The following is a 25,712-nucleotide window of genomic DNA, read 5'->3' on the forward strand; positions in this document are numbered from 1 at the left end:
CATCCTTCTCACGAATAATAAAGCGAGGAGGATTTTTATGTATAGTATTTCATTTCAAGAAGATTCACTATTACCAAGAGAAAGACTGGCCAAGGAAGGAGTAGAAGCGCTCAGTAATCAAGAGTTGCTAGCTATTTTACTCAGGACAGGAACACGTCAGGCTAGCGTTTTTGAAATTGCCCAGAAAGTCTTGAGCAATCTTTCAAGCCTAACGGATTTGAAAAAAATGACCCTGCAGGAATTGCAGAGTCTGTCAGGTATTGGACGTGTTAAGGCCATAGAATTACAAGCTATGATTGAACTGGGGCATCGTATTCATAAACACGAGACTCTTGAGATGGAAAGTATTCTCAGCAGTCAAAAGTTGGCCAAGAAGATGCAACAGGAGTTGGGCCATAAAAAACAAGAGCACCTGGTGGCGCTCTATCTCAATACTCAAAATCAAATCATCCATCAACAGACTATTTTTATCGGTTCAGCTACTCGCAGTATCGCTGAACCACGTGAAATTCTTCATTATGCTATCAAGCATATGGCGACTTCACTCATCTTGGTCCACAATCATCCTTCGGGAGCGGTAGCCCCTAGCCGAAATGATGATCATGTTACAAAACTTGTAAAAGACGCCTGTGACCTGATGGGGATTGTCCTCTTGGACCATTTGATTGTCTCACATTCTAGTTACTTTAGTTACCGTGAAAAAACAGATTTAATCTAAAGTTCATTAACGACATAGTCAAAGAGGTTTTTATCTTTGGGGCGATTTTCAAATAGAAATTCTGGGTGCCATTGGACACCGAGAAAGGCGACATCATCCGTACTCATGACAGCTTCAATGATACCATCTTGAGGATCATGAGCTGCAATCTTTAAATTTGGTGCTAAATCCTTGATGCTCTGATGGTGGAAGGAGTTGATATGGGAAATTTCTCCATAGATTTCTCGAAGAACTGTATCAGGCTCTGTCATCAAGCGTTGAGTTGTGTACTCAGCAGAACAATCCTGCCAATGGTCTTCGATATCTTGGTACAAAGTTCCACCCATGGCAACGTTAAAGAGTTGAGTTCCACGACAGACAGAAAAAATTGGTTTTTTCTGTTTAATAGCTTCCTTGATGAGGGCCAGTTCGAAGATATCTCTTTGAAGGTGGTAGTCATCGCTATCGATGGTTTTTGTTTCACCATAGAATTTTGGATCAACATTTTGCCCACCTGTCAAGATGAGTTTGTCAATCATACTGATATAGTGGCTAGCCATTTCTTGATCACCAATCGGTAGGATGATGGGAATCCCTCCAGCGTCTTTAACGCCTTCAACAAAGCCTTTTGCTACGTAGCTCATCATGATGTCATCATCTGGATGAGTTTTTTCGTTTCCTGTAATCCCAATAACTGGTTTTTTCATAAAATGATTTTCGCTTTCTAATCCTCTTTTCGCATGAAGTAGAGGAGGGTTTGGAGTTCACTTGTCAAATCGACATACTGAACGACCACGTCTTTTGGTAAATGCAGATGGACTGGTGAAAAACTGAGAATTCCTTTCACGCCAGCATCCACCAAGAGATTGGCAACCTCTTGTGACTTGACGCTGGGAACGGTCAGGATAGCAGTCTTGACATCAGCATCCTTGATTTTATCCTTGATTTGAGAAATTCCGTAAATAGGAATCCCATCAGGAGTTTGGGTACCAACTTCAGGATGGTCATCAAGATCAAAAGCCATGATAATCTTCATCTTGTTACGCTCGTGGAAGCGGTAGTGGAGAAGGGCATGGCCCATATTTCCAATACCTACCAGCATGACATTGGTGATAGAGTTATCATTGAGCAAATCGGCAAAAAATGTCATCAGTTTTTTGACATCATAGCCAAATCCACGACGACCTAGTTCACCAAAATAGGAAAAATCACGACGTACGGTCGCTGAATCAATACCGATAGCCTCTGCAATTTGCTTAGAGTTGGCACGTTCAATCTTTTCTGCATGAAATCTCTTAAAAATTCGATAGTAGAGAGAGAGTCTTTTCGCTGTAGCTTTTGGAATAGCAGACTGTTTATCTTTCACAAAATCACAACCTTTCTATTCTTCTATTTTATAGAAACATTGTGAAAAAATCAACAAAAACAAGAAAAAACTAAGAAAAATCTTAGTTTTGATGTAAAAAATCTGTATGTGATAGAAAACGGTAGAGGTCTCCGACCAGTCCTTGGTAAACTTCCTGCCCTTTAAAGGTCAAAGAAGTTACATAAAGTGTATCTGGCAGAGTCACACATCCTGACAGAGCTAGCATGAGAGCCTCGTAATCCTCATACTTGAGAGTGCGCTCTACATGATAGCTGTCCTTATAGGTCAGTTCAAACATATGGGATCTATCTTTCAGATTTTGTAAAGACACCACGTTCTACTAAACTATCCATGAGGAAGTAGAATTTTTCCTGATGAATGTGGTGGTCTTCTGATTTGAAAATATCAACTAGACGTAGCCCAAACTTGTCAGTGATATTGATTTTAGCACCTGTAAGTTCCTTGTTAATGATGATTTTGAGTTGGAATCCCTCACCGCTGTTCGGCACTTTTTCCAAAAGGCGAGTCAATTCATAGTTACCAACCTTAGTCTCAAAAAAGGTGTTGTCCTTAAGGGTGAATTTTTTAACAGAAGGGCTAAGAGTGTAGTCGTAACGACAATTTTTTAACTGAATGGTTTTTTCAAATGCCATATGGCTAACCTCCGATAATTTCTTTTAAGGTTTTTGCGAGGGTATGTAGATCTTCAACAGTATTTTCTGGCGACAAACTGATACGAACGGATTCCTTCAAGCGTTCTGAATTTGCCCCGTACATGGCTTCAAGAACATGGCTGGATTGTACAATGCCTGCAGTGCAGGCTGAGCCAGTAGAGATTGAAATTCCAGCTAAATCTAGACGAAGGAGTAAGAGGTCATTTTTCTGGCCAGGAAATCCAATATTGAGGACATAAGGGAGATGGTGTTGTACTCTATTCAAGTAATACTGAATCCCCTCTAGCTCTGAAAGAAAGGCGTTTTCTAGCTTTTGTACATGTTGAAAATGTTCTTCTTGCTTTTCTAGGTCTTCTTTTAGGGCTGCAACCATGCCTACGATGGCAGCTAGATTTTCAGTACCTGCACGTTTTTTCTGTTCTTGGTCTCCACCATGGAGATAGGAATCAAAGTCCATGCTAGATGCGTAGAGAAAGCCGACTCCCTTAGGACCATGGAACTTGTGGGCAGAAGCAGTGAGAAAATCAATGTCCAATTCTTCTGGGTGAATAGGGATTTTTCCAATAGCTTGAACTGCATCAACATGATAAGCAGCAGGGTGTTGTTTGAGTATTTGGCCAATTTCAGCAATGGGCAGTAGGTTTCCAGTCTCATTATTGGCAAACATGGTAGAAACCAAAATCGTATCGTCACGTAAAGCTTTTTGAATTTGCTGGGCTGTGATTTCTTGCTTTTCTGGTTGGATAATGGTTACTTCAAAACCAAAGTGTTGAACCAAGTAATCAATGGTTTCAAGGACAGCATGGTGCTCAATAGCAGTTGTGATAATATGTTTTCCTTGTTCTTGGTGACGAAGGCAGTAACCAATGATAGCAGTATTGTTGCCTTCTGTCCCACCAGAAGTGAAAAAGATATGTTGAGGTTTTGTCCCCAGTAACTGAGCTAGCTCCTGACGGGCTTCTCGCAATAGTTTGCCAGCTTGACGACCATGACCATGGATACTAGAAGGATTTCCATAGGTTTCTTGCATAACCTTGGTCATAGCTGAAATAGCAACTGCTGACATTGGAGTCGTTGCAGCATTGTCCAAATAAATCAAAGAATCACCTTATTTCTTTTTATTGTAGGCAAAGAGTGGGCTGACTGGTTTTCTTTCGTGGATACGGACGATAGCATCACCAATTAACTCACTAGCAGTGATGTAGCATACGTTTTTAGGAGTTTTTTCTTTTGTTGCTACTGAATCAGTTACAAGAATTTCTTTAATATTAGTATTATCAAGAAGTTCAGCAGCTCCTTCGACGAAGAGACCGTGGCTAGAAACAGCATAAATTTCTGTGGCCCCTTCACGTTCAACGATTTTAGCTGCTTCAGAGAAGGTACGTCCTGTATTTAAAATGTCATCAATCAAGATGGCTTTTTTACCTTCAACATCACCGATAATATAACCTTCGTTGCGAGTTGCATCGTCTTGAGGGTAGTCGATAATGGCGATAGGAGCATCAAGATATTCAGCCAGGCTACGAGCTCGTTTTACCCCTGAATTTTTAGGGCTAACCACGACAACATCTGAGCCAAGTAGACCTTTATCGCAGTAATGTTTTGCAAATAGGGGCACTGTGAAGAGGTTATCAACAGGAATATCAAAGAAGCCTTGCACCTGAACAGCATGCAAATCAAGCGTAAGAACACGGTCAACTCCAGCCTTAACTAGCATATTAGCAACTAGTTTAGCTGTAAGTGGCTCACGTGGTGAAGCAATGCGGTCTTGACGTGCATAGCCAAAATATGGAAGGACAACGTTGATACTGTGGGCACTTGCGCGCACACAAGCGTCGACCATGATCAACAATTCCATTAAGTGGTTGTTAACAGGGAAACTTGTTGATTGGATGATGTAAACATCATAACCACGGACACTTTCTTCGATATTCACTTGGATTTCTCCGTCTGAAAACTGACGTGATGATAGTTTTCCAAGTGGGACACCAACAGCTTGAGCAATTTTCTGTGCAATCTCTTGGTTAGAGTTGAGTGCGAAAAGTTTCATGTTTTTTCTATCTGACATTATAGACCGTCCTCTGTAAACTTTTTAAATCCTAGCCATATCTGCCTAGCCTATATGAACTGGGATTTTTGTATTTTATCTTTTCTATTTTACCAAAAAATAGAGATTATTTCAGCTATTTTTCATGCTTTTGACAAATCGAACCAATTTTGAAGGGGCTTTTTGGTAGGAAATCTGATTTTCCTCTAAAAATTGTTGGAAATCCTGTTTGCCTTGCTCGTGATTTTCCACTTCAAGCTCTAATTCGTAATCCGTCATATCAAAGTATTGACTCTCATCTAGAGCCATGAGACCAATAGCTGTCTTCATTTCATAGCGAAGTGTCGTTAGACAACCAAGAATCTGCCATTCACTAGTTTTAATATCATGTTTCGCCAATTCATCAAGAATCAGTCCCTGAGGAAGTTCTTCCTTAGCCAGATAGTTTTCAGCATCTTTTAGTTGCAATTTTTGGTTGTATTCCATGTTTCCAACACTTTGCGGGACTTTGAGTGTCAATTCTGCCCAGTCTTCAAAGGTTCGAATGCGCATAGCAACTTTCTTTTCTCGCAGTTCAAAATCAGGTGTGTCTATGTAGTAATTTTTTTGAAGAACAGGAGTGACACCTGTGAACTGGTCTTTTAGACGATCATATTCATCTTTTTTCAAGAGTGTTTTCAATTCAATTTCTAAATGTTTCATTTTTCTTACCTTTTCTTTATCGTTGAAAGCGGATTTATGGTATAATAAGCATTGTATTTATTGTATATGAATCTGGAGAAAAAATCAAAGATATTTTTGAAGGATAATATGAGAACAAGGGAGAATATATGACCTTAGAATGGGAAGAATTTCTAGATCCTTACATTCAAGCTGTTGGTGAGTTAAAGATTAAACTACGTGGTATTCGGAAGCAATATCGTAAGCAAAATAAGCATTCTCCGATTGAGTTTGTGACTGGTCGAGTCAAGCCAATTGAGAGTATCAAGGAGAAAATGGCTCGTCGTGGCATTACTTATGCGACCTTGGAACACGATTTACAGGATATTGCTGGTTTGCGTGTGATGGTTCAGTTTGTAGATGACGTCAAAGAAGTAGTGGAAATTTTGCGCAAACGTCAGGACATGCGAATCATACAGGAGCGAGATTACATTACTCATCGAAAGGCTTCAGGCTACCGTTCCTATCATGTGGTAGTAGAATATATGGTTGACACCATCAATGGAGCCAAGACTATTTTAGCAGAAATTCAAATACGTACCTTGGCCATGAATTTCTGGGCAACGATAGAACATTCTCTCAACTACAAGTACCAAGGGGATTTCCCAGAGGAAATTAAAAAGAGACTGGAAATTACTGCTAAAATTGCCCATCAGTTGGATGAAGAAATGGGTAAAATTCGTGATGATATCCAGGAAGCCCAGGCTCTTTTTGATCCTTTGAGTAGAAAATTAAATGACGGTGTAGGAAACAGTGACGATACAGATGAAGAATACAGGTAAACGAATTGACCTGATAGCAAATAGAAAACCGCAGAGTCAAAGGGTTTTGTATGAATTGCGAGATCGTTTGAAGAGAAATCAGTTTATACTCAATGATACCAATCCGGACATTGTCATCTCCATTGGTGGGGATGGTATGCTCTTGTCGGCCTTTCATAAGTACGAAAACCAGCTTGATAAGGTCCGCTTCATTGGTGTTCACACTGGACATTTGGGCTTCTATACGGACTACCGTGATTTTGAGTTGGACAAGCTAGTGACTAATTTGCAGCTAGATACTGGGGCAAAGGTATCATACCCTGTTCTGAATGTGAAGGTCTTTCTTGAAAATGGTGAAGTTAAGATTTTCAGAGCACTAAATGAAGCCAGTATTCGCAGGTCTGATCGAACCATGGTGGCGGATGTTGTGATTAACGGTGTCCACTTTGAACGTTTTCGTGGAGATGGGCTAACAGTTTCGACACCGACTGGTAGTACAGCCTATAACAAATCACTTGGTGGAGCTGTTTTACACTCTACCATTGAAGCTTTGCAATTAACGGAAATTGCTAGTCTTAACAATCGTGTCTATCGAACCCTGGGTTCGTCCATTATTGTTCCAAAGAAGGATAAGATTGAACTTATCCCGACGAGAAACGATTACCATACTATTTCGGTTGATAATAGTGTGTATTCCTTCCGCAATATTGAACGAATTGAGTATCAAATCGACCATCATAAGATTCACTTTGTCGCATCACCTAGCCATACCAGTTTTTGGAACCGTGTTAAGGATGCTTTTATCGGCGAGGTGGATGAATGAGGTTTGAATTTATCGCAGATGAACATGTCAAGGTTAAGACCTTCTTAAAAAAGCACGAGGTTTCTAAGGGGCTGCTGGCTAAGATTAAGTTTCGAGGCGGAGCTATTCTGGTCAATGATCAACCACAAAATGCAACTTATCTATTGGATCTTGGAGACCGAGTTACCATTGATATTCCTGCTGAGGAAGGCTTTGAAACTCTAGAAGCTATCGAGCGTCCACTGGATATTCTCTATGAGGATGACCATTTTCTAGTCTTGAACAAATCCTATGGAGTGGCTTCTATTCCTAGTGTTAATCACTCCAATACCATCGCTAATTTTATCAAGGGTTACTACGTCAAGCAAAACTATGAAAATCAGCAGGTTCACATTGTAACTAGACTTGATAGAGATACTTCTGGCTTGATGCTCTTTGCCAAGCACGGCTATGCCCACGCACGATTAGACAAGCAGTTGCAGAAGAAGTCTATCGAGAAGCGCTATTTTGCTTTGGTTAAAGGTGATGGACACTTGGAGTCAGAGGGGGAAATTATTGCTCCGATTGCGCGTGATGAAGACTCTATTATCACCAGACGGGTGGCTAAAGGTGGAAAGTATGCCCATACTTCCTACAAGATTGTAGCATCTTATGGGAATATTCACTTGGTTGATATTCGCCTGCATACTGGACGAACCCACCAAATCAGAGTCCATTTTTCTCATATTGGTTTCCCTTTGTTGGGCGATGACTTGTACGGTGGTAGTCTAGACGATGGAATTCAGCGCCAAGCCCTGCATTGCCATTACCTATCTTTTTATCATCCATTTTTAGAGCAAGACTTGCAGTTAGAAAGCCCCTTGCCGGATGATTTCAGTAACCTTATTACCCAGTTATCAACTAATACTCTATAAAAATTGTTTCAGAGTATAATTATTATCTTAAAGGAGAAAACTCATGGAAGTTTTTGAAAGTCTCAAAGCCAACCTGGTTGGTAAAAATGCTCGTATCGTTCTCCCTGAAGGGGAAGAGCCACGTATTCTTCAAGCTACTAAACGCTTGGTAAAAGAAACAGAAGTGATTCCTGTTTTGCTTGGAAATCCTGAAAAAATTAAAATTTATCTTGAAATCGAAGGTATCATGGATGGTTATGAAGTCATCGACCCTCAACACTACGATAAATTTGAAGAAATGGTTGCTGCTTTAGTGGAACGTCGCAAGGGCAAAATGACTGAAGAAGATGCACGAAAGGTTTTGGTTGAAGATGTCAACTATTTTGGTGTTATGTTGGTTTACTTGGGCTTGGTTGATGGAATGGTGTCAGGAGCGATTCACTCAACAGCTTCAACAGTTCGTCCAGCCCTTCAAATCATCAAAACTCGTCCAAATGTAACGCGTACTTCAGGTGCCTTCCTCATGGTTCGTGGTACAGAACGTTACCTCTTTGGGGATTGTGCAATCAACATCAATCCAGATGCAGAAGCCTTGGCTGAAATTGCGATCAACTCAGCAATTACAGCTAAGATGTTTGGCATCGAGCCTAAAATTGCCATGCTGAGCTATTCTACTAAAGGTTCAGGTTTTGGTGAAAGTGTTGATAAGGTTGTTGAAGCCACTAAAATTGCTCACGACTTGCGTCCTGACCTTGAAATCGATGGGGAATTGCAATTTGATGCAGCCTTCGTTCCTGAAACTGCAGCTCTGAAAGCTCCTGGAAGTACAGTAGCTGGTCAAGCAAATGTCTTCATCTTCCCAGGTATCGAGGCAGGAAATATCGGTTACAAGATGGCCGAACGTCTTGGTGGCTTTGCGGCTGTTGGACCTGTTTTGCAAGGTTTGAACAAGCCAGTTAACGACCTTTCTCGTGGATGTAATGCAGATGATGTTTACAAGTTGACCCTTATCACAGCAGCCCAAGCTGTTCATCAATAAGATTTAGTCCTCTTTCCCTTGGGAAGAGGCTTTTTATATTCAATGAAAATCAAAGAGCAAACTAGGAAACTAGCCGCAGGCTGTACTTGAGTACGGCAAGGCGACGTTGACGTGGTTTGAATTTGATTTTCGAAGAGTATTAATACTAGGAAAAGGACAGTTAGAATCTTCTGTGTTATACTAGAGATATGTTAGATTTGAAAGAATACGGTATCGTCATGTGGCCGGAGAAGAAGATCATTTCTTTCCGTGAGAAACTTCTCAACTGGTATGATGAAAACAAAAGAGATTTACCGTGGAGAAGAAGTAAAAATCCTTATCATATCTGGGTGTCTGAAATTATGCTCCAGCAGACTAGGGTGGATACGGTGATTCCTTATTACGAACGTTTCTTGGACTGGTTTCCAACAGTGGAAAGTTTGGCGAATGCACCTGAAGAGCGTTTGTTGAAGGCTTGGGAAGGTTTGGGTTACTATTCTCGTGTACGAAATATGCAGGCTGCAGCCCAGCAGATTATGACAGACTTTGGTGGTCAATTTCCAAATACCTATGAAGGAATTTCCAGCTTGAAAGGGATTGGTCCTTACACTGCAGGAGCGATTTCCAGTATTGCTTTTAACTTGCCTGAGCCGGCTGTAGATGGTAATGTCATGCGGGTGTTGGCTCGTCTATTTGAAGTCAACCACGATATTGGGATTCCAAGTAATCGTAAAATTTTTCAGGCAATGATGGAAATCTTGATTGACCCAGAAAGGCCAGGTGACTTTAATCAAGCCTTGATGGACTTGGGATCAGATATTGAGGCACCTGTAAATCCCAGACCAGAAGAAAGCCCAGTTAAGGACTTTAGTGCGGCATATCAGAATGGCACAATGGACCGTTATCCAATTAAGGCTCCCAAGAAAAAGCCTGTTCCAATTTATCTTAAAGCCTTGGTGGTCAAAAATACTCAAGGACAATTTTTACTTGAAAAAAATGAAAGTGAAAAGCTATTGGCAGGCTTTTGGCATTTCCCCTTGATAGAAGTTGATAACTTTTCGCAAGAAGAGCAGTTTGACCTCTTTCATCAGGTTGCAGAAGAAAGTGTAAACTTTGGCCCCAGTCCAGAGGAGAGTTTTCAGCAGGACTATGACTTAGAAGTTGATTGGCTTGATGTTTTTTTTGAGACTGTCAAGCATGTCTTTAGTCATCGCAAGTGGCATGTTCAAATTGTAGCAGGTCAAGTGGCTGACTTCCATAACTTTTCCGATAGGGAAGTTCGTTGGCTTTCACCAGAAGAGTTTAAGAATTACCCACTTGCCAAACCCCAACAAAAAATCTGGCAGGCTTACGCAAAAGCCAACTTAGGCAGTAGCAAAGACTAGCTATTGTGTCTTCTTTTTATTTTTTGGTATAATAGTAGAGAAAAAGGTGAACAAATGAAAAAAATATTAATTGTAGATGATGAAAAACCAATCTCGGATATTATCAAGTTTAATATGACCAAGGAAGGTTACGAGGTTGTAACTGCTTTTAATGGTCGTGAAGCGCTAGAGCAATATGAAGCAGAGCAACCAGATATTATTATTCTGGATTTGATGCTTCCAGAAATTGATGGTTTAGAAGTTGCTAAGACTATTCGCAAGACGAGTAGTGTGCCTATTATCATGCTGTCGGCTAAAGATAGTGAGTTTGATAAGGTTATCGGTTTAGAGCTTGGAGCAGATGACTATGTGACAAAACCCTTCTCAAATCGTGAGTTGCAGGCGCGTGTTAAAGCTCTTCTTCGTCGTACGGACTTGGTTTCTGTAGATAATCAAGAATTAGATGAAAAGAAAACCCAACCCTTGCAAATTGGGGACTTAGAGATTGTGCCAGATGCCTATGTTGCTAAGAAATACGGTGAAGAATTAGACTTAACCCACCGTGAATTTGAACTCTTGTACCACTTGGCATCTCATATTGGTCAAGTGATTACGCGTGAACACTTGCTTGAAACGGTCTGGGGTTATGATTATTTCGGAGATGTTCGGACTGTTGACGTAACTATCAGACGTTTGCGTGAGAAGATTGAAGATACACCAAGTCGTCCAGAGTATATCCTAACACGTCGTGGTGTTGGTTATTATATGAGAAATAATGATTGAATTGATTAGAAAAAATATTCTTACTAGTGATTTTATCTTCATTTTAATTTTATTGGGTTTTATCTTGATTGTTACCTTGCTTTTGCTAGAAAATCGGCGAGATAATATTCGGTTGAAGCAAATTAATCAAAAAGTTAAAGACTTGATTGCAGGAGATTATTCTCAGGTATTGGATATGCAGGGAAGTTCTGAAATTACTAATATTACCAATAATCTCAATGATTTATCAGAAGTAATCCGTTTGACTCAAGAAAATCTGGAACAAGAGAGTAAACGATTGAATAGTATCCTCTCATACATGACAGACGGAGTCCTTGCGACCAATCGTCGTGGCAAGATTACTATGATTAATGACATGGCTAAGAAACAGCTAGGTGTTCAGAAGGAAGATGTTCTAAACAAAAGTATCCTAGAATTGCTTAAGATTGAAGATGAGTATGAACTTCGTGATTTGATTACTCAAATTCCTGAGCTTATGATTGATTCTCAGGATGCCAATGGTGAATATCTGAGCCTTCGTGTACGTTTTGCCTTGGTTCGTCGTGAGTCTGGCTTTATTTCTGGTTTGGTTGCAGTTTTGCATGATACGACTGAGCAGGAAAAGGAGGAACGCGAACGGAGACTCTTTGTTTCCAACGTTAGTCATGAGCTACGGACTCCACTGACTAGCGTAAAATCCTATCTTGAAGCCTTGGATGAGGGGGCCTTGTCAGAACCTGTCGCACCAGACTTTATCAAGGTGTCTCTAGACGAAACAAATCGTATGATGCGGATGGTGACAGATCTTCTCCATCTTTCACGTATTGATAATGCAACCAGTCACCTAGATGTGGAACTGATTAACTTTACAGCTTTTATTACCTTTATTCTTAACCGTTTTGATAAGATGAGGGGATCAGATGAAGAGAAGAAATACGAATTGGTTAGAGATTATCCGATTACCTCTGTCTGGATTGAAATTGATACAGACAAGATGACGCAGGTGATTGATAATATTCTCAACAATGCCATTAAGTATTCACCAGATGGTGGAAAAATCACAGTGACCATGAAGACAACTGATGATCAGATGATTTTGTCTATCTCAGACCAAGGATTGGGTATTCCTAAGCAGGATTTGCCTCGTATCTTTGACCGTTTCTACCGTGTGGATCGTGCTAGAAGTCGTGCTCAAGGTGGAACAGGTTTGGGACTGTCTATTGCCAAAGAAATTATCAAACAACATAAGGGCTTTATTTGGGCCAAGAGTATATATGGTAAGGGATCAACATTTACCATTGTGCTCCCTTATGATAAGGATGCAGTGAAGGAAGAAGTATGGGAGGACGAAGTAGAAGACTAGAATGAGTGAAACAGGCTTTAAATACAGTATTTTAGCGTCGGGTTCCAGTGGAAATTCCTTTTATCTGGAAACCCCAAAAAAGAAACTTTTAGTGGATGCAGGCTTATCTGGTAAGAAAATCACTAGCCTACTTGCTGAAATAAATCGCAAGCCAGAAGACTTGGATGCCATTTTGATTACCCATGAGCATTCAGACCATATCCATGGAGTCGGTGTGTTGGCTCGCAAGTATGGTATGGATTTGTATGCTAATGAAAAGACCTGGCAGGCTATGGAAAATAGCAAGTATCTTGGCAAGGTGGATTCATCTCAGAAGCATATTTTTGAAATGGGCAAAACCAAAACATTTGGAGATATTGATATTGAGAGTTTTGGTGTTAGCCATGATGCGGTTGCACCGCAGTTCTATCGCTTTATGAAGGATGATAAGAGTTTTGTCATGCTGACTGATACAGGTTATGTGAGTGACCGTATGGCAGGGATTGTCGAGAATGCAGATGGCTATCTTATCGAGTCCAACCATGATGTAGAGATTTTGCGAGCAGGTTCTTACGCTTGGCGACTCAAACAACGAATCCTATCGGATCTCGGTCACCTTTCTAACGAGGACGGTGCCGAAGCTATGATTCGTACCTTGGGAAACCGCACTAAGAAAATCTACCTCGGGCATTTATCTAAGGAGAACAATATCAAGGAACTGGCTCATATGACCATGGTCAATCAGCTAGCACAAGCTGATCTGGGAGTTGGAGTAGATTTTAAGGTATATGATACCTCACCAGATACTGCAACACCATTGACAGATATATAAAAAAGAAGGCGAGGGCCTTCTTTTTTATATCTTTTACAATTCAGCGAAATCTTTGATTTCTTGTGCTGACATTGAAGAGTCGCAACGGACATTGATTTGTCCATCTGCAATGTGAACGAAGCCTGGTACAGTTGGAATTCCATAGCGTGAGCGGAATTCTTGTAACTCATTGAGTTGGCTTGGTTCTTCACTGTTGATGAAGTAGATGTGAGCTTTGGTTTCAGCTACGACACCTGCCAAGGTACCAGCAAATTTACGGCAGTAAGGGCAAGTTTTGCGACCGATAAAGAAGGTTGCAGTTTCTTTTTTATCAAGAGCTTCTTGCGCACGCGCAACTGTAGTGACTTCAAGGTCTTTGATGTTATCTAAAAATTGTTCCATGAGATTACCTCGCTTTCATTGATAAGTCTAGTATGCCATAAAGTTTCTAAAATTGCTTAGATTTGATACGAAAAAAAGATGAGATTGGTTAGTCTCATCTTTTATAGGTCTTTATTTTACAAAAGCATTGATTTCTGCTTCGATATTATCAATTTTAGCTTGTGATTCTTCGTTGGTTTCACCTACAACTGCAATGTAGAACTTGATTTTTGGTTCTGTCCCTGAAGGGCGAACGGCAATCCATGAACCGTCAGCAAGTGTGTATTTCAACACATCACTTGGAGGAGTTGTCAAGTTTGTAACAGTACCGTCAGCAGTAGTAGCTGTTTGAGCTTTGAAGTCTTCTACGACCGTAATAGCTGTTGCGTTCCATTCTTTTGGAGCATTGTTACGGAATTTAGCCATAATCGCTTTGATTTGTTCTGCACCATCGACACCTGAAAGGGTAACAGAGATAGTCTTTTCAGCGTAGTAGCCGTACTCTTTGTAGATTTCTTCGATACCGTCAGCAAGTGTCAAACCACGTGAACGGTAGTAGGCAGCAAGTTCAGCAACCACAAGAACAGCTTGGATAGCATCTTTATCACGTACGAATGGTTTAATCAAGTAACCGAAGCTTTCTTCAAATCCCATCATGTAAGTGTGATTGTGTTTTTCTTCGAATTCTTGGATTTTTTCAGCGATAAATTTGAAACCTGTCAAAACGTTGAACATGGTTACGCCGTAGCTTTCAGCAATCTTCGTTACCAAGTCAGTTGATACGATAGATTTGCAGAGGGCTGCATTTTCAGGAAGAGTTCCAGCGTTTTTGTGGGCTTCCAAGATGTATTTAGCCATGATAGCACCGATTTGGTTACCTGAAAGGTTGAGGTAGCTACCATCTTTTTGAAGAACTTCAACACCAACACGGTCAGCATCAGGGTCAGTTGCCACAAGAACATCTGCACCAACTTGACGACCAAGTTCTTCAGCAAGGGCAAAGGCTGCTTGGCTTTCTGGGTTTGGAGATTTTACAGTTGAGAAGTCTGGGTCAGCAGTTGCTTGTGCTTCAACGACTTGAACAGAGTCAAATCCTGCTTGGGCAAGAGCACGACGAGCTAACATTTCACCAGTACCATGAAGTGGTGTGTAGACAATCTTCATGTCTTTACCAAATTCTTCAATCAAGGCTGGGTTGATGTTTACGTCCTTAACCTCTTTAAGGTATTCTACATCGACAGCTTCGCCGATGACTTCAATCAAGCCAGAAGCTTTTTCAGCTTCCACATCAGCAACTTCAACTGTAAACGGGTTTTCGATTGCACGGATATATGTAGTCAAAGCGTCTGCGTCGTGTGGAGGCATTTGTCCACCGTCTTCACCGTAGACCTTGTATCCGTTAAATGGAGCAGGGTTGTGACTGGCTGTGACCATGATACCCGCGAAACAGTTGAGGTGACGAACTGCAAATGATAGTTCTGGAGTTGGACGGAGGCTTTCAAATACGTAAGATTTGATGCCGTGTTTAGCAAGAACTGCTGCAGATTCAAAGGCAAACTCAGGTGAGAAGTGACGACTATCGTAGGCGATTGCTACACCACGTTCTTTTTCGTTTCCACCTTTAGACTCAATCAAACGAGCCAATCCTTCAGTAGCTTGACGAACAACGTAGATGTTGATGCGATTTGTACCAGCACCAATCAAGCCACGCATACCTGCAGTACCAAATTCAAGGTTTGTATAGAAGGCATCTTCCTTCGTTTTTTCATCCATATTTTCCAAATCTTGACGAAGGTAGTCAGGAAGCTCCGCAAAATCAACCCATTTCTGGCAATTTTCTTGGTAAGACATTGAAATTCTCCTTTTTGTAAATTGTTTTAACCGTTCACATTATAGCACTTTTTAGCGTTTTAGTAAAACGTTAGCATGAGAGTCACTACTTTAATAAATCATTTTCCTCACGATATCTATCAGATTTAGTTTTCTGGTTTTCTATTGTATAAGCATAGGAAATAGATTTTAAAAAACATTTAGTGATTAGTTAGGCATTTATAATTTGTTCAACCAATTTTAGAAAGAATTCTATAATTTTTAGATTTTTTTAAACATTCGGTTTTCTGTTTTGAATATTATTATACCTATGGTATAATATCAGTAATAATAAAAGGAGACATTCTATTATGAAAAAAATTCTTAAGCATTCTGCTTTGTTGTTATCAGCTTTAGCACTTGTTGCTTGTGGAACTTCGAAAAAAGCCAGCGACAACGGTACTGCATCAAATTCTAACTTTGAAATATCTGTTAAAGATGGAATGTTTGTATTGCCTAAGGATGAAAATTCATCTTCAAGCTATCTTGCACTTCAAGTAGAAATCAAAAACAATCGTGACAAACAGTTCAGTTTCACTAGCCGCGATATCACTCTTTACAATGAAAAAGATGAAAAAGTAGAACCAATTCAAATGTATGATAGTGACAGTAAAACTAAATTCATGGATTATGGGGATAGTATTTCTAAAGGAAAAAGTGTAGCTGGCTATGTTGTCTATGAAGTTGATAAAAATGCTAAATATGAGCTTCATTTTGCACCTAGCTTCTATGAAGATATCAAAGAAAAATCTAATAAGAATAATGATGTAGCTATCAAAGTTGATCCAAGTAAGTACGAAGATCATATTGATGAAGCTAAAGAAGTAATGAAAAAGTATGTTGATGCGGTTTACCTTGATGGGGAAAACTCAGGTGGTGGAGCAAAACTAAGCACTGCTGATAACAAGGCCAAAGTTGTTGCACTTGCAGATGATAAAAAGTCATCTGATGGTGGAGCTGAATTCACTAATGATGTTAAGGCTGATAGGGAAGAATTCATTAAGAAATTTACAGAATCATTCGGAAAAAGTTTTCATAACTACAAACCTTCAGATTCAGAACTCCGCACCTTTGCTGAAGGATATATCAAAGCTAATGCTAAACGAGCAAAGGTAGAATACAAAGTAAAAACTTATTTGCCTGACTATGCAGTTATCTATGTAAGACCAGAAACAATTGACTTGGATAACTTAAATGTTTATGAACTAAGCCGTAAATTCTACGAAGAAAATAAAGGAAAATATGGTAACTATTCAGAAGCTATGAAAGCTGGTGAGAAGTATATTCTAGAAAATGCTCCAAGCCAATTTGAGTCTACTCCTCTAGATACTAGTGATAGTATGAGAAAAGAGGGGTATGAAATTAAAATGAGTAAAAAAGATGGGAAATGGACCATTGACACTTCTTCTAAGAACTATGATTTAAACGATATGGCTCGCACATTTCGTGGAGGGGTTGGTTATTAATATTAAAAGTTCGAGTTTTAAACTTGAACTTTTTTTATTGCATTTGTATAAAATAGAAAAAGATAGTAAAATAGGTATATGATTATTTTACAAGCTAATAAAATTGAACGTTCTTTTGCAGGAGAGGTTCTTTTTGATAATATCAACCTGCAGGTTGATGAACGAGACAGGATTGCTCTTGTTGGGAAAAATGGAGCAGGTAAGTCTACTCTTTTGAAGATTTTAGTTGGAGAAGAGGAGCCAACTAGTGGAGAAATCAATAAGAAAAAAGAAATTTCTCTGTCTTACCTAGCCCAAGATAGCCGTTTTGAGTCTGAAAATACCATCTACGATGAGATGCTTCATGTCTTTGATGACTTACGTCGGACAGAGCAACAACTTCGTCAGATGGAGTTGGAGATGGGTGAAAAGTCTGGTGAGGATTTGGATAAACTGATGTCAGATTATGACCGCTTATCTGAGAATTTTCGTCAAGCAGGTGGCTTTACCTATGAAGCTGATATTCGAGCGATTTTAAATGGATTCAAGTTTGATGAATCTATGTGGCAGATGAAAATTGCTGAGCTTTCGGGTGGTCAAAATACTCGTTTGGCGCTGGCCAAAATGCTCCTTGAAAAGCCCAATCTCTTGGTATTGGACGAGCCAACCAACCACTTAGATATTGAAACTATAGCCTGGCTAGAGAATTACTTGGTAAATTATAGCGGTGCCCTTATTATTGTCAGCCACGACCGTTATTTCTTGGACAAGGTTGCGACAATTACGCTAGATTTGACCAAGCATTCCTTGGATCGTTATGTGGGTAATTACTCTCGTTTTGTCGAGTTGAAGGAGCAAAAGCTAGCTACTGAAGCAAAAAACTATGAAAAGCAACAAAAAGAAATTGCCGCTCTGGAAGATTTTGTCAACCGCAATCTAGTCCGAGCTTCAACGACTAAACGTGCCCAATCTCGTCGTAAACAACTAGAAAAAATGGAGCGTTTGGACAAGCCAGAAGCTGGCAAGAAATCAGCCAATATGACTTTCCAGTCTGAAAAAACGTCGGGCAATGTTGTTTTGACTGTTGAAAATGCAGCTATTGGCTATGACGGGGAAGTACTGTCACAACCGATTAACCTAGACCTTCGTAAGATGAATGCTGTCGCCATCGTTGGTCCCAATGGTATTGGCAAGTCAACCTTTATCAAATCAATCGTGGACCAGATTCCTTTTATCAAGGGTGAGAAGCGCTTTGGCGCTAATGTTGAGGTTGGTTACTATGACCAAACCCAAAGCAAGCTGACACCAAGTAATACGGTACTTGATGAACTTTGGAATAATTTTAAACTGACACCAGAAGTTGAAATCCGTAACCGTCTAGGTGCCTTCCTTTTCTCAGGAGATGATGTAAAAAAATCAGTTGGCATGCTGTCTGGTGGTGAAAAAGCTCGTTTGCTTTTAGCTAAATTGTCTATGGAAAACAACAACTTCTTGATTCTGGATGAGCCAACCAACCACTTGGATATTGATAGCAAGGAAGTGTTGGAAAATGCTTTGATTGACTTTGATGGAACTCTTCTATTTGTCAGCCACGACCGTTACTTTATCAATCGTGTGGCAACTCATGTTTTGGAATTGTCTGAGAATGGCTCGACTCTCTACCTTGGAGATTACGACTACTATGTTGAGAAGAAAGCAGAAGTAGAAATGACTCAGGCTGAGGAAGCTTCAACTAGCAATCAAGCAAAAGAACCGAGTCCAGTTAATGACTACCAGGCCCAGAAAGAAAGTCAAAAAGAAGTTCGCAAACTCATGCGACAAATTGAAAGTCTAGAAGCTGAAATCGAAGAGTTAGAAAGTCAAAGCCAAGCCATTTCTGAACAAATGTTGGAGACAAACGATGCCGACAAACTCATGGAATTGCAGGCTGAACTGGACAAAATCAGTCACCGTCAGGAAGAAGCTATGCTTGAGTGGGAAGAATTATCGGAGCAGGTGTAAAATGGAACATCTTGGAAAGGTATTTCGTGAATTTCGAACAAGTGGAAATTATTCTTTAAAGGAGGCGGCAGGGGAGTCCTGTTCAACTTCCCAGTTATCTCGCTTTGAGCTTGGGGAGTCTGACCTAGCAGTTTCTCGTTTCTTTGAGATTTTGGATAACATTCATGTTACAATCGAAAATTTCATGGACAAGGCAAGGAATTTTCATAATCATGAACATGTTGCCATGATGGGACAAATTGTGCCTCTTTACTATTCAAATGATATTGCAGGTTTTCAAAAGCTTCAAAGAGAACAACTTGAAAAGGCTAAGAGTTCGACGACTCCCCTTTATTTTGAGCTGAACTGGATTTTGCTACAAGGTCTGATTTGTCAAAGAGATTCGAGTTATCATATGAAGCAGGATGATTTGGATAAGGTGGCAGATTATCTCTTCAAAACAGAAGAATGGACCATGTATGAGTTGATTCTTTTCGGGAACCTCTATAGTTTCTACGATGTGGACTATGTCACTCGGATTGGTAGAGAAGTTATGGAGAGGGAGGAGTTTTACCAAGAAATTGGGCGCCATAGAAAACTGGTCTTGATTTTAGCCCTTAATTGTTACCAGCATTGTTTAGAGCATCTTTCTTTCGAAAATGCAAGCTATTTTGAGACTTATACAGAGAAGATTATTGGTAAAGGGATCAAACTGTATGAGCGTAATATTTTCCATTATCTAAAAGGCTTTTCCTTGTACCAAAAAGGACAGTGTAAAGAAGGCTGTAAGCAGATGAAAGAGGCCATGCGTATTTTTGACCTACTAGGTCTTCCAGAGCAAGTAGCCTACTATCAGGGACACTACGAGAAATTTGTCAAAGATTAATTTTCCCGAATATGGGAAAAATGAGAAACTCCTCCAAATTTTGATACAATAGTTTCAAAATTTGAGAGGAGTTTTTATGAATCGATACGCAGTACAGTTGATTAGTCGAGGAGCTATAAACAAGATAGGAAATATGCTCTATGATTATGGAAACAGTGTTTGGTTGGCATCAATGGGAACGATAGGACAGACAGTTCTAGGGATTTATCAGATTTCTGAACTCGTCACATCCATTCTCGTAAATCCTTTTGGCGGAGTCGTTTCAGACCGTTTTTCTCGTCGTAGGATTTTAATGTCGACAGACCTTGTTTGTGGGATTCTTTGTCTGTCTATTTCTTTTATAAGGAATGACAGCTGGATGATTGGGGCTTTGATTTTTGCCAACATTGTTCAGGCGATTGCCTTTGCATTTTCTCGTACAGCCAATAAAGCAATTATAACTGAGGTTGTTGAGAAAGATGAGATTGTGATCTATAACTCTCGCTTAGAGCTGGTTTTGCAGGTTGTAGGTGTTAGCTCTCCTGTTCTTTCCTTCCTTGTTTTACAATTTGCAAGTCTCCATATGACGCTACTGCTAGACTCGCTGACTTTTTTCATTGCTTTTGTTCTAGTGGCTTTCCTTCCAAAAGAGGAAGCAAAAGTTCAAGAGAAAAAGGCTTTTACTGGGAGAGATATTTTTGTAGATATCAAGGATGGGTTACACTATATCTGGCATCAGCAAGAAATTTTCTTCCTTTTGCTGGTAGCTTCTAGCGTTAATTTCTTTTTTGCAGCTTTTGAATTTCTACTTCCCTTTTCGAATCAGCTTTACGGGTCAGAAGGAGCCTATGCAAGTATTTTAACTATGGGGGCTATTGGTTCCATCATTGGGGCTCTTCTAGCTAGTAAAATTAAAGCTAATGTTTATAATCTTTTGATTTTACTAGTTTTGACAGGTGTCGGAGTTTTCATGATGGGTTTGCCACTGCCCAATATTTTAACCTTTTCTGGAAACCTGATTTGTGAACTCTTTATGACGATTTTTAATATTCACTTTTTTACTCAAGTACAAACCAAGGTTGAGAGCGAATTTCTTGGGAGAGTACTGAGTACAATTTTTACCTTAGCTATTCTATTTATGCCTATTGCAAAAGGATTTATGACAGTCTTGCCAAGTGTACATCTCTCTTCTTTCCTGATAATTGGAAGTGGTGTTATCATCTTGTCTTGTATATCGTTTATTTATGTTCGAACTCATTTTGAAAAATTGATATAAGGCTGCTTGAGTTTTAAAAATAATTCCAATCTAAGTGTTTTTTCAGCCCTTCTCGTTTGTGAGGAGGGCTTAGTTTATGGTAAAATGGTTTTATGAATAAAAGAATGAATGAGTTGGTCGCCTTGCTCAATCGCTATGCGACTGAGTACTATACCAGCGACAATCCGTCGGTTTCAGACAGTGAGTATGACCGCCTTTACCGTGAGTTGGTCGAGTTGGAGTCTGCCTATCCAGATCAAGTGTTAGCAGACAGTCCGACCCATCGTGTTGGTGGCAAAGTCTTAGATGGTTTTGAAAAATACAGTCATCAGTATCCTCTTTATAGTTTGCAGGATGCTTTTTCACGTGAGGAGCTTGAAGCTTTTGACGCGCGTGTTCGTAAGGAAGTGGCTCATCCAACCTATATTTGTGAGCTGAAAATCGATGGCTTGTCTATCTCACTGAATTATGAAAAGGGGATTTTCGTTGCTGGGGCAACGCGTGGAGATGGTTCTGTTGGGGAGAATATCACGGAAAACCTTAAGCGTGTTAAGGACATTCCTTTGACCTTGCCAGAAGAACTAGATATCACAGTTCGTGGGGAATGTTACATGCCACGCGCTTCTTTTGACCAGGTTAACCAAGCTCGCCAAGAAAATGGAGAGCCTGAATTTGCCAATCCTCGTAATGCGGCAGCAGGCACCCTGCGACAGTTGGATACAGCAGTAGTTGCCAAGCGCAATCTTGCGACTTTCCTCTATCAAGAAGCCAGCCCGTCAACTCGTGATAGTCAAGAAAAAGTTTTGACGCACCTTGAACAACTAGGTTTTGTGGTCAATCCTAAGCGGATTTTGGCTGAAAATATAGATGAAATCTGGAATTTTATCCAAGAAGTAGGAGAGGAACGAGACAGTCTTCCCTATGATATCGATGGGGTGGTGATCAAGGTAAACGACCTAGCAAGTCAAGAAGAACTCGGTTTTACCGTTAAGGCTCCAAAGTGGGCAGTGGCCTACAAGTTCCCAGCTGAAGAAAAAGAAGCTCAACTCTTATCAGTTGATTGGACAGTTGGCCGTACGGGTGTTGTAACCCCAACTGCAAATCTAACACCAGTTCAGCTTGCTGGTACGACTGTTAGTCGTGCGACCCTGCACAATGTAGATTATATTGCTGAAAAAGATATCCGCAAAGACGATACGGTCATCGTCTATAAGGCTGGGGATATCATCCCTGCTGTTTTACGAGTGGTAGAGTCCAAACGGGTTTCTGAAGAGAAACTGGATATCCCTACAAACTGTCCAAGTTGTAACTCTGACTTGTTGCACTTTGAAGATGAAGTGGCCCTCCGTTGTATCAATCCGCGTTGTCCTGCCCAAATCATGGAAGGTTTGATTCATTTTGCTTCTCGTGATGCCATGAATATTACAGGCCTTGGTCCATCTATTGTTGAGAAACTCTTTGCTGCTAATCTAGTCAAGGATGTGGCAGATATTTACCGTTTGAAAGAAGACGATTTCCTCCTTTTAGAGGGGGTTAAGGAAAAGTCCGCTGCTAAACTGTATCAAGCCATTCAAGCATCTAAGGAAAATTCTGCCGAGAAACTCTTGTTTGGTTTGGGAATTCGTCATGTCGGAAGCAAGGCCAGTCAGTTGTTACTTCAACATTTTCATTCAATCGAAAATCTGGCGCAGGCAGATCCAGAGGAAGTGGCTAGTATTGAAAGTCTGGGTGGTGTGATTGCCAAGAGTCTTCAGACTTACTTTGCTACAGAAGGATCGAAGATTCTCTTAGACGAGTTGAAAGAAGCTGGGGTCAATCTGGATTATAAAGGTCAGACAGTAGTTGCGAATGCGGCCTTGTCAGGCTTGACCGTTGTATTGACTGGAAAATTGGAACGGCTCAAGCGCTCAGAAGCTAAAAGTAAACTCGAAAGTCTGGGTGCCAAAGTGACAGGTAGTGTTTCTAAAAAGACCGACCTCGTCGTGGCAGGTGCAGATGCTGGAAGCAAACTTCAAAAAGCACAAGAACTTGGTATCGAGGTTCGAGGTGAAGCTTGGCTAGAAAGTTTGTAATGATTGTTTAAAAACAGAGTTTAGATAATATGCTTATGTTTTTTAATCGGGACAAAATTGGTATAGAATTTATTAGTGAAATAGAAACAAATTAAGAAGTAAAAAGGAAAATTAAAAAATGTATAACTACCCTATGCGTATTCATTACCATCGCAAGAATGGAGAATACGACACCTGCTCTTTTGTAAAAAGTCAAGACCAGCGAATTGATTTGCTGACCTACAAAGAAGATTATTTTGGTGCTTTATTTAGTTTTGAACACCCAAGCGCTCATGCCTTAGAAAGTTTGAATTTTGTGGTTCATACAGGCCAAACCAGTAAAGAATATGCTATCCGATTTAATCACTATCCCCTCTTAACAGAGGTCTGGATTTTGGAAGGGGATGACAGGATTTATTACTCTGAAAATCCTGCTATTGCAAGTCCTTTCTATAAAAATCAAAATCCTTTTGCCTTTGATAAGGCCATTAACAGTGCTAGTTTTGATCATCATTGGGGTTACCAAGGGGAATTGGGGTGCCGTGTAGAGGATAATCAAGCTCATTTTGCTCTTTGGGCTCCAACATCGACAGAAGTGCAGATAGTCGTTTATGAATCAGCTGCTAATGACGCACCTGTTTGGAAAACTTTTGATATGGAAAGAGGCAATAGCTACTCTTATAATCATAAAGACAATACAATCGGTGTCTGGAGTTTGGATGTTGAGGAAGATTTGACTGGTAAGGCTTATCAGTATCAAGTCCAATTTCCTCACCACCAAACACTGACACGCGATCCTTATACCATTGCAACCAGTCCTGATGGCAAACGTTCAGCTATTCTGAGCCATGCAGAAAAGCAAGTTGAAAACTTTGAGGTTAAGCACGGTTCTGAGGCTACTTGGCGCTTGGAAAATCCATGTAAGGCAGTTATCTGTGAAATGCATATTCGTGATTTGACCAAATCACCGACCTCAGGTGTGGATGAACATCTTCGAGGAACTTTCTTAGGTGCTGCACAGACTGGAACGGTTAACCAGTATGGCCAAGCAACTGCTTTTGATTACATCAAGAAGCTGGGATATAATTATGTTCAGTTGCAACCAATTGCAGACCGTCACAAAGAATATGATGCAGATGGGAATGTCACCTACAACTGGGGCTATGACCCACAAAACTATAACGCACCAGAGACGAGCCTTTCAACAAACCCAGAGGATCCTGCTCAGGTTATTCGTGATTTGAAGACCATGGTTCAAGCCTATCACGATGCTGGCATTGGTGTCATTATGGATGTGGTCTATAACCATACCTTCTCAGTTGTTGATGCACCTTTCCAAACAACTGTCCCTGATTACTACTATCGTATGAATCCAGATGGCACCTTCCAAAATGGAACGGGTGTTGGAAATGAAACAGCCAGTGAACACGAAATGTTCCGCAAGTATATGATTGATTCTCTTCTATACTGGGTGCAGGAATACAATATTGACGGCTTCCGTTTTGATTTGATGGGGATTCATGATGTTAAGACCATGCAGATGATTCGTCAGAGCTTGGATGAAATTGACCCTAACATTATCCTTTATGGAGAAGGTTGGGATATGGGAACAGGTCTTGCACCTTATGACAAGGCCAAGAAAGACAATGCCTACCAGATGCCAAATATCGGTTTCTTTAACGACAATCAGCGTGATGCTGTAAAAGGTGGAGAAGTTTACGGTGCTATCAAGTCAGGCTTTGTTAGTGGTGCTGCGACAGAGCCAATTCTAGCCAAAGCAATCCTAGGCAGTCGTGAATTAGGTACTTATACACATCCAAACCAAGTGCTTAACTATGTAGAGGCCCATGACAATTACAATCTTCACGATTTGTTGGCAACACTACATCCAGACCAAAGTTCAGAACAAATCATGCGCAAGGTTGAGACAGCCACAGCTATGAACCTACTCATGCAAGGGATGGCCTTTATGGAAATCGGTCAAGAATTTGGTCGTACCAAACTAGTTGCGACTGGTAAAAATGGTGAGTTGACCCATGATGATAGAGAGCGTGCTATGAATAGCTATAATGCTCCAGACAGTGTGAACCAAGTGAACTGGGACTTGATTAATGAGCGTCAAGACAGTATTGAGTTTATCCGTCAGATGATTCGATTGAAGACAGAAACCAGTGCCTTTTCTTACCCAACTTATGATGACATTTACCATCATGTCTTTGTTCATTCAGCCCACGAACATAGTGGTTGGATTGTCTATGAGATTCAAGGGGAAGAACATTTACTGGTTGTATTTAATGCTAAAGGGCAAGACTTCCAGTTTGAAAATGCTGGAAATCTAGAACTATTGGTGACCAATAGCCATTTAAGTGATAAAGACATGGTTGGTGGCGTCAGTGCCAGCGTCTTTAAAGTTTTGTAGAATAGATTTTCAATTTAAATTCATTTGTGGTGCTTTATCTGTTAATAAAATCAGGAGATTCGTTTCCTGATTTATTTTTTTACTTAAAATTATATTTTTGTTAGCTAAATAACGAACTTTATGATAGTATTATAAAAAACAATTCGTTTTCAAAGCGTTTCTGAAAATTTCTTGATTTACAAGTGAACAC

General features: G+C 40.2%; 24 protein-coding genes. 15 read left to right on the forward strand and 9 right to left on the reverse strand.

Annotated elements, in window-relative coordinates; all coding sequences use genetic code 11:
- Window positions 1–37: 37 nt before the first annotated feature.
- Window positions 38–718, forward strand: coding sequence for a RadC family protein (gene radC, locus LG372_RS01185; protein WP_125457945.1), 681 nt, complete (start codon window positions 38–40; stop codon window positions 716–718).
- Here the strand turns inward: radC and LG372_RS01190 are convergent.
- The 7 genes from LG372_RS01190 to LG372_RS01220 all read right to left on the reverse strand — a co-directional run bounded on the left by LG372_RS01190 (window position 715) and on the right by LG372_RS01220 (window position 5,486).
- Complete coding sequence (locus tag LG372_RS01190; protein WP_225741911.1) at window positions 715–1,404, reverse strand: gamma-glutamyl-gamma-aminobutyrate hydrolase family protein; 690 nt, start codon at window positions 1,402–1,404, stop codon at window positions 715–717. The genes radC and LG372_RS01190 overlap by 4 nt on opposite strands.
- 17 nt (window positions 1,405–1,421) lie before the next feature.
- On the reverse strand, window positions 1,422–2,063 hold the full coding sequence (locus LG372_RS01195) for a redox-sensing transcriptional repressor Rex (RefSeq protein WP_000653417.1): 642 nt from the start codon (window positions 2,061–2,063) through the stop codon (window positions 1,422–1,424).
- 82 nt (window positions 2,064–2,145) lie between these two features.
- Window positions 2,146–2,361 (reverse strand): DUF4649 family protein, encoded by a 216-nt coding sequence (locus tag LG372_RS01200; protein WP_225741912.1) that lies wholly within the window; start codon window positions 2,359–2,361, stop codon window positions 2,146–2,148.
- Between the two features lie 7 nt (window positions 2,362–2,368).
- On the reverse strand, window positions 2,369–2,716 hold the full coding sequence (locus LG372_RS01205) for a DUF1831 domain-containing protein (protein WP_000863540.1): 348 nt from the start codon (window positions 2,714–2,716) through the stop codon (window positions 2,369–2,371).
- A gap of 4 nt (window positions 2,717–2,720) precedes the next feature.
- Entirely contained in the window at window positions 2,721–3,836 is a 1,116-nt protein-coding gene (locus LG372_RS01210; RefSeq protein ID WP_225741913.1) for a cysteine desulfurase family protein, read from the reverse strand.
- A gap of 9 nt (window positions 3,837–3,845) precedes the next feature.
- Window positions 3,846–4,805, reverse strand: coding sequence for a ribose-phosphate diphosphokinase (locus LG372_RS01215; RefSeq protein WP_084926530.1), 960 nt, complete (start codon window positions 4,803–4,805; stop codon window positions 3,846–3,848).
- Window positions 4,806–4,916: 111 nt separating this feature from the next.
- Window positions 4,917–5,486, reverse strand: a complete 570-nt coding sequence (locus tag LG372_RS01220; protein ID WP_150922413.1) for a CYTH domain-containing protein — start codon at window positions 5,484–5,486, stop codon at window positions 4,917–4,919.
- Window positions 5,487–5,614: 128 nt separating this feature from the next.
- Here LG372_RS01220 and LG372_RS01225 point away from each other — a divergent pair, with 128 nt between their 5' ends.
- The 8 genes from LG372_RS01225 (at window position 5,615) to LG372_RS01260 (ending at window position 13,278) form a co-directional block, all read left to right on the forward strand.
- Complete coding sequence (locus LG372_RS01225; RefSeq protein WP_023944232.1) at window positions 5,615–6,286, forward strand: GTP pyrophosphokinase family protein; 672 nt, start codon at window positions 5,615–5,617, stop codon at window positions 6,284–6,286.
- Window positions 6,270–7,088, forward strand: coding sequence for an NAD kinase (locus LG372_RS01230; protein ID WP_225741914.1), 819 nt, complete (start codon window positions 6,270–6,272; stop codon window positions 7,086–7,088). Before LG372_RS01225 ends, LG372_RS01230 begins: the two co-directional genes overlap by 17 nt.
- A complete protein-coding gene (locus LG372_RS01235; RefSeq protein WP_225741915.1) occupies window positions 7,085–7,981 on the forward strand; it encodes an RluA family pseudouridine synthase in 897 nt (298 codons plus the stop codon). The genes LG372_RS01230 and LG372_RS01235 overlap by 4 nt, the downstream gene beginning before the upstream one ends.
- 43 nt (window positions 7,982–8,024) lie before the next feature.
- The gene (pta, locus tag LG372_RS01240) at window positions 8,025–8,999 is read left to right on the forward strand and encodes a phosphate acetyltransferase (protein ID WP_225741916.1); all 975 of its coding nucleotides are present in this window, start codon (window positions 8,025–8,027) and stop codon (window positions 8,997–8,999) included.
- Between the two features lie 188 nt (window positions 9,000–9,187).
- The gene (gene mutY / locus LG372_RS01245; RefSeq protein ID WP_225741917.1) at window positions 9,188–10,363 is read left to right on the forward strand and encodes an A/G-specific adenine glycosylase; all 1,176 of its coding nucleotides are present in this window, start codon (window positions 9,188–9,190) and stop codon (window positions 10,361–10,363) included.
- 54 nt (window positions 10,364–10,417) lie between these two features.
- The gene (gene yycF / locus LG372_RS01250) at window positions 10,418–11,125 is read left to right on the forward strand and encodes a response regulator YycF (protein ID WP_225741918.1); all 708 of its coding nucleotides are present in this window, start codon (window positions 10,418–10,420) and stop codon (window positions 11,123–11,125) included.
- A complete protein-coding gene (vicK, locus tag LG372_RS01255; protein WP_225741919.1) occupies window positions 11,118–12,467 on the forward strand; it encodes a cell wall metabolism sensor histidine kinase VicK in 1,350 nt (449 codons plus the stop codon). The genes yycF and vicK overlap by 8 nt, the downstream gene beginning before the upstream one ends.
- Window position 12,468: 1 nt before the next feature.
- Window positions 12,469–13,278, forward strand: a complete 810-nt coding sequence (locus LG372_RS01260) for an MBL fold metallo-hydrolase (protein ID WP_000004964.1) — start codon at window positions 12,469–12,471, stop codon at window positions 13,276–13,278.
- Window positions 13,279–13,311: 33 nt separating this feature from the next.
- Here LG372_RS01260 and LG372_RS01265 read toward each other — a convergent pair whose 3' ends face one another.
- Window positions 13,312–13,659, reverse strand: coding sequence for a PedC/BrcD family bacteriocin maturation disulfide isomerase (locus LG372_RS01265; protein WP_061589753.1), 348 nt, complete (start codon window positions 13,657–13,659; stop codon window positions 13,312–13,314).
- 111 nt (window positions 13,660–13,770) lie between these two features.
- A complete protein-coding gene (locus LG372_RS01270) occupies window positions 13,771–15,489 on the reverse strand; it encodes a phospho-sugar mutase (RefSeq protein ID WP_225741920.1) in 1,719 nt (572 codons plus the stop codon).
- A 329-nt stretch (window positions 15,490–15,818) separates the two neighbouring features.
- Here LG372_RS01270 and LG372_RS01275 point away from each other — a divergent pair, with 329 nt between their 5' ends.
- The 6 genes from LG372_RS01275 (at window position 15,819) to pulA (ending at window position 25,522) form a co-directional block, all read left to right on the forward strand.
- A complete protein-coding gene (locus tag LG372_RS01275) occupies window positions 15,819–16,973 on the forward strand; it encodes a DUF4352 domain-containing protein (protein ID WP_225741921.1) in 1,155 nt (384 codons plus the stop codon).
- A 78-nt stretch (window positions 16,974–17,051) separates the two neighbouring features.
- A complete protein-coding gene (locus LG372_RS01280; protein WP_225741922.1) occupies window positions 17,052–18,953 on the forward strand; it encodes an ATP-binding cassette domain-containing protein in 1,902 nt (633 codons plus the stop codon).
- A 1-nt stretch (window position 18,954) separates the two neighbouring features.
- Window positions 18,955–19,818: an XRE/MutR family transcriptional regulator gene (locus LG372_RS01285; RefSeq protein WP_049491451.1), complete on the forward strand. Its 864-nt coding sequence runs from the start codon at window positions 18,955–18,957 to the stop codon at window positions 19,816–19,818.
- Window positions 19,819–19,894: 76 nt separating this feature from the next.
- Window positions 19,895–21,073: an MFS transporter gene (locus LG372_RS01290; protein WP_225741923.1), complete on the forward strand. Its 1,179-nt coding sequence runs from the start codon at window positions 19,895–19,897 to the stop codon at window positions 21,071–21,073.
- Window positions 21,074–21,165: 92 nt separating this feature from the next.
- The gene (gene ligA / locus LG372_RS01295; RefSeq protein ID WP_225741924.1) at window positions 21,166–23,124 is read left to right on the forward strand and encodes an NAD-dependent DNA ligase LigA; all 1,959 of its coding nucleotides are present in this window, start codon (window positions 21,166–21,168) and stop codon (window positions 23,122–23,124) included.
- Between the two features lie 118 nt (window positions 23,125–23,242).
- Window positions 23,243–25,522, forward strand: coding sequence for a type I pullulanase (gene pulA / locus LG372_RS01300; RefSeq protein ID WP_225741925.1), 2,280 nt, complete (start codon window positions 23,243–23,245; stop codon window positions 25,520–25,522).
- The last annotated feature ends 190 nt before the right edge of the window (window positions 25,523–25,712 follow it).

Source organism: Streptococcus sp. Marseille-Q5112, from assembly GCF_916700555.1.
Classification (GTDB): Bacteria; Bacillota; Bacilli; order Lactobacillales; family Streptococcaceae; genus Streptococcus; species Streptococcus symci.

What these genes read in the sequence shown, in the direction of transcription:
- LG372_RS01225 (WP_023944232.1), top strand. Translation starts at nt 5,615, where the DNA reads ATGACCTTAGAATGGGAAGAATTTCTAGATCCTTACATTCAAGCTGTT.
- LG372_RS01270 (WP_225741920.1), bottom strand. Translation starts at nt 15,489, where the DNA reads ATGTCTTACCAAGAAAATTGCCAGAAATGGGTTGATTTTGCGGAGCTT.
- radC (WP_125457945.1), top strand. Translation starts at nt 38, where the DNA reads ATGTATAGTATTTCATTTCAAGAAGATTCACTATTACCAAGAGAAAGA.
- LG372_RS01205 (WP_000863540.1), bottom strand. Translation starts at nt 2,716, where the DNA reads ATGGCATTTGAAAAAACCATTCAGTTAAAAAATTGTCGTTACGACTAC.
- vicK (WP_225741919.1), top strand. Translation starts at nt 11,118, where the DNA reads ATGATTGAATTGATTAGAAAAAATATTCTTACTAGTGATTTTATCTTC.
- LG372_RS01285 (WP_049491451.1), top strand. Translation starts at nt 18,955, where the DNA reads ATGGAACATCTTGGAAAGGTATTTCGTGAATTTCGAACAAGTGGAAAT.
- yycF (WP_225741918.1), top strand. Translation starts at nt 10,418, where the DNA reads ATGAAAAAAATATTAATTGTAGATGATGAAAAACCAATCTCGGATATT.
- LG372_RS01190 (WP_225741911.1), bottom strand. Translation starts at nt 1,404, where the DNA reads ATGAAAAAACCAGTTATTGGGATTACAGGAAACGAAAAAACTCATCCA.
- pta (WP_225741916.1), top strand. Translation starts at nt 8,025, where the DNA reads ATGGAAGTTTTTGAAAGTCTCAAAGCCAACCTGGTTGGTAAAAATGCT.
- pulA (WP_225741925.1), top strand. Translation starts at nt 23,243, where the DNA reads ATGTATAACTACCCTATGCGTATTCATTACCATCGCAAGAATGGAGAA.
- LG372_RS01220 (WP_150922413.1), bottom strand. Translation starts at nt 5,486, where the DNA reads ATGAAACATTTAGAAATTGAATTGAAAACACTCTTGAAAAAAGATGAA.
- LG372_RS01290 (WP_225741923.1), top strand. Translation starts at nt 19,895, where the DNA reads ATGAATCGATACGCAGTACAGTTGATTAGTCGAGGAGCTATAAACAAG.
- LG372_RS01275 (WP_225741921.1), top strand. Translation starts at nt 15,819, where the DNA reads ATGAAAAAAATTCTTAAGCATTCTGCTTTGTTGTTATCAGCTTTAGCA.
- mutY (WP_225741917.1), top strand. Translation starts at nt 9,188, where the DNA reads ATGTTAGATTTGAAAGAATACGGTATCGTCATGTGGCCGGAGAAGAAG.
- LG372_RS01280 (WP_225741922.1), top strand. Translation starts at nt 17,052, where the DNA reads ATGATTATTTTACAAGCTAATAAAATTGAACGTTCTTTTGCAGGAGAG.
- LG372_RS01230 (WP_225741914.1), top strand. Translation starts at nt 6,270, where the DNA reads ATGAAGAATACAGGTAAACGAATTGACCTGATAGCAAATAGAAAACCG.
- ligA (WP_225741924.1), top strand. Translation starts at nt 21,166, where the DNA reads ATGAATAAAAGAATGAATGAGTTGGTCGCCTTGCTCAATCGCTATGCG.
- LG372_RS01235 (WP_225741915.1), top strand. Translation starts at nt 7,085, where the DNA reads ATGAGGTTTGAATTTATCGCAGATGAACATGTCAAGGTTAAGACCTTC.
- LG372_RS01215 (WP_084926530.1), bottom strand. Translation starts at nt 4,805, where the DNA reads ATGTCAGATAGAAAAAACATGAAACTTTTCGCACTCAACTCTAACCAA.
- LG372_RS01260 (WP_000004964.1), top strand. Translation starts at nt 12,469, where the DNA reads ATGAGTGAAACAGGCTTTAAATACAGTATTTTAGCGTCGGGTTCCAGT.
- LG372_RS01200 (WP_225741912.1), bottom strand. Translation starts at nt 2,361, where the DNA reads ATGTTTGAACTGACCTATAAGGACAGCTATCATGTAGAGCGCACTCTC.
- LG372_RS01265 (WP_061589753.1), bottom strand. Translation starts at nt 13,659, where the DNA reads ATGGAACAATTTTTAGATAACATCAAAGACCTTGAAGTCACTACAGTT.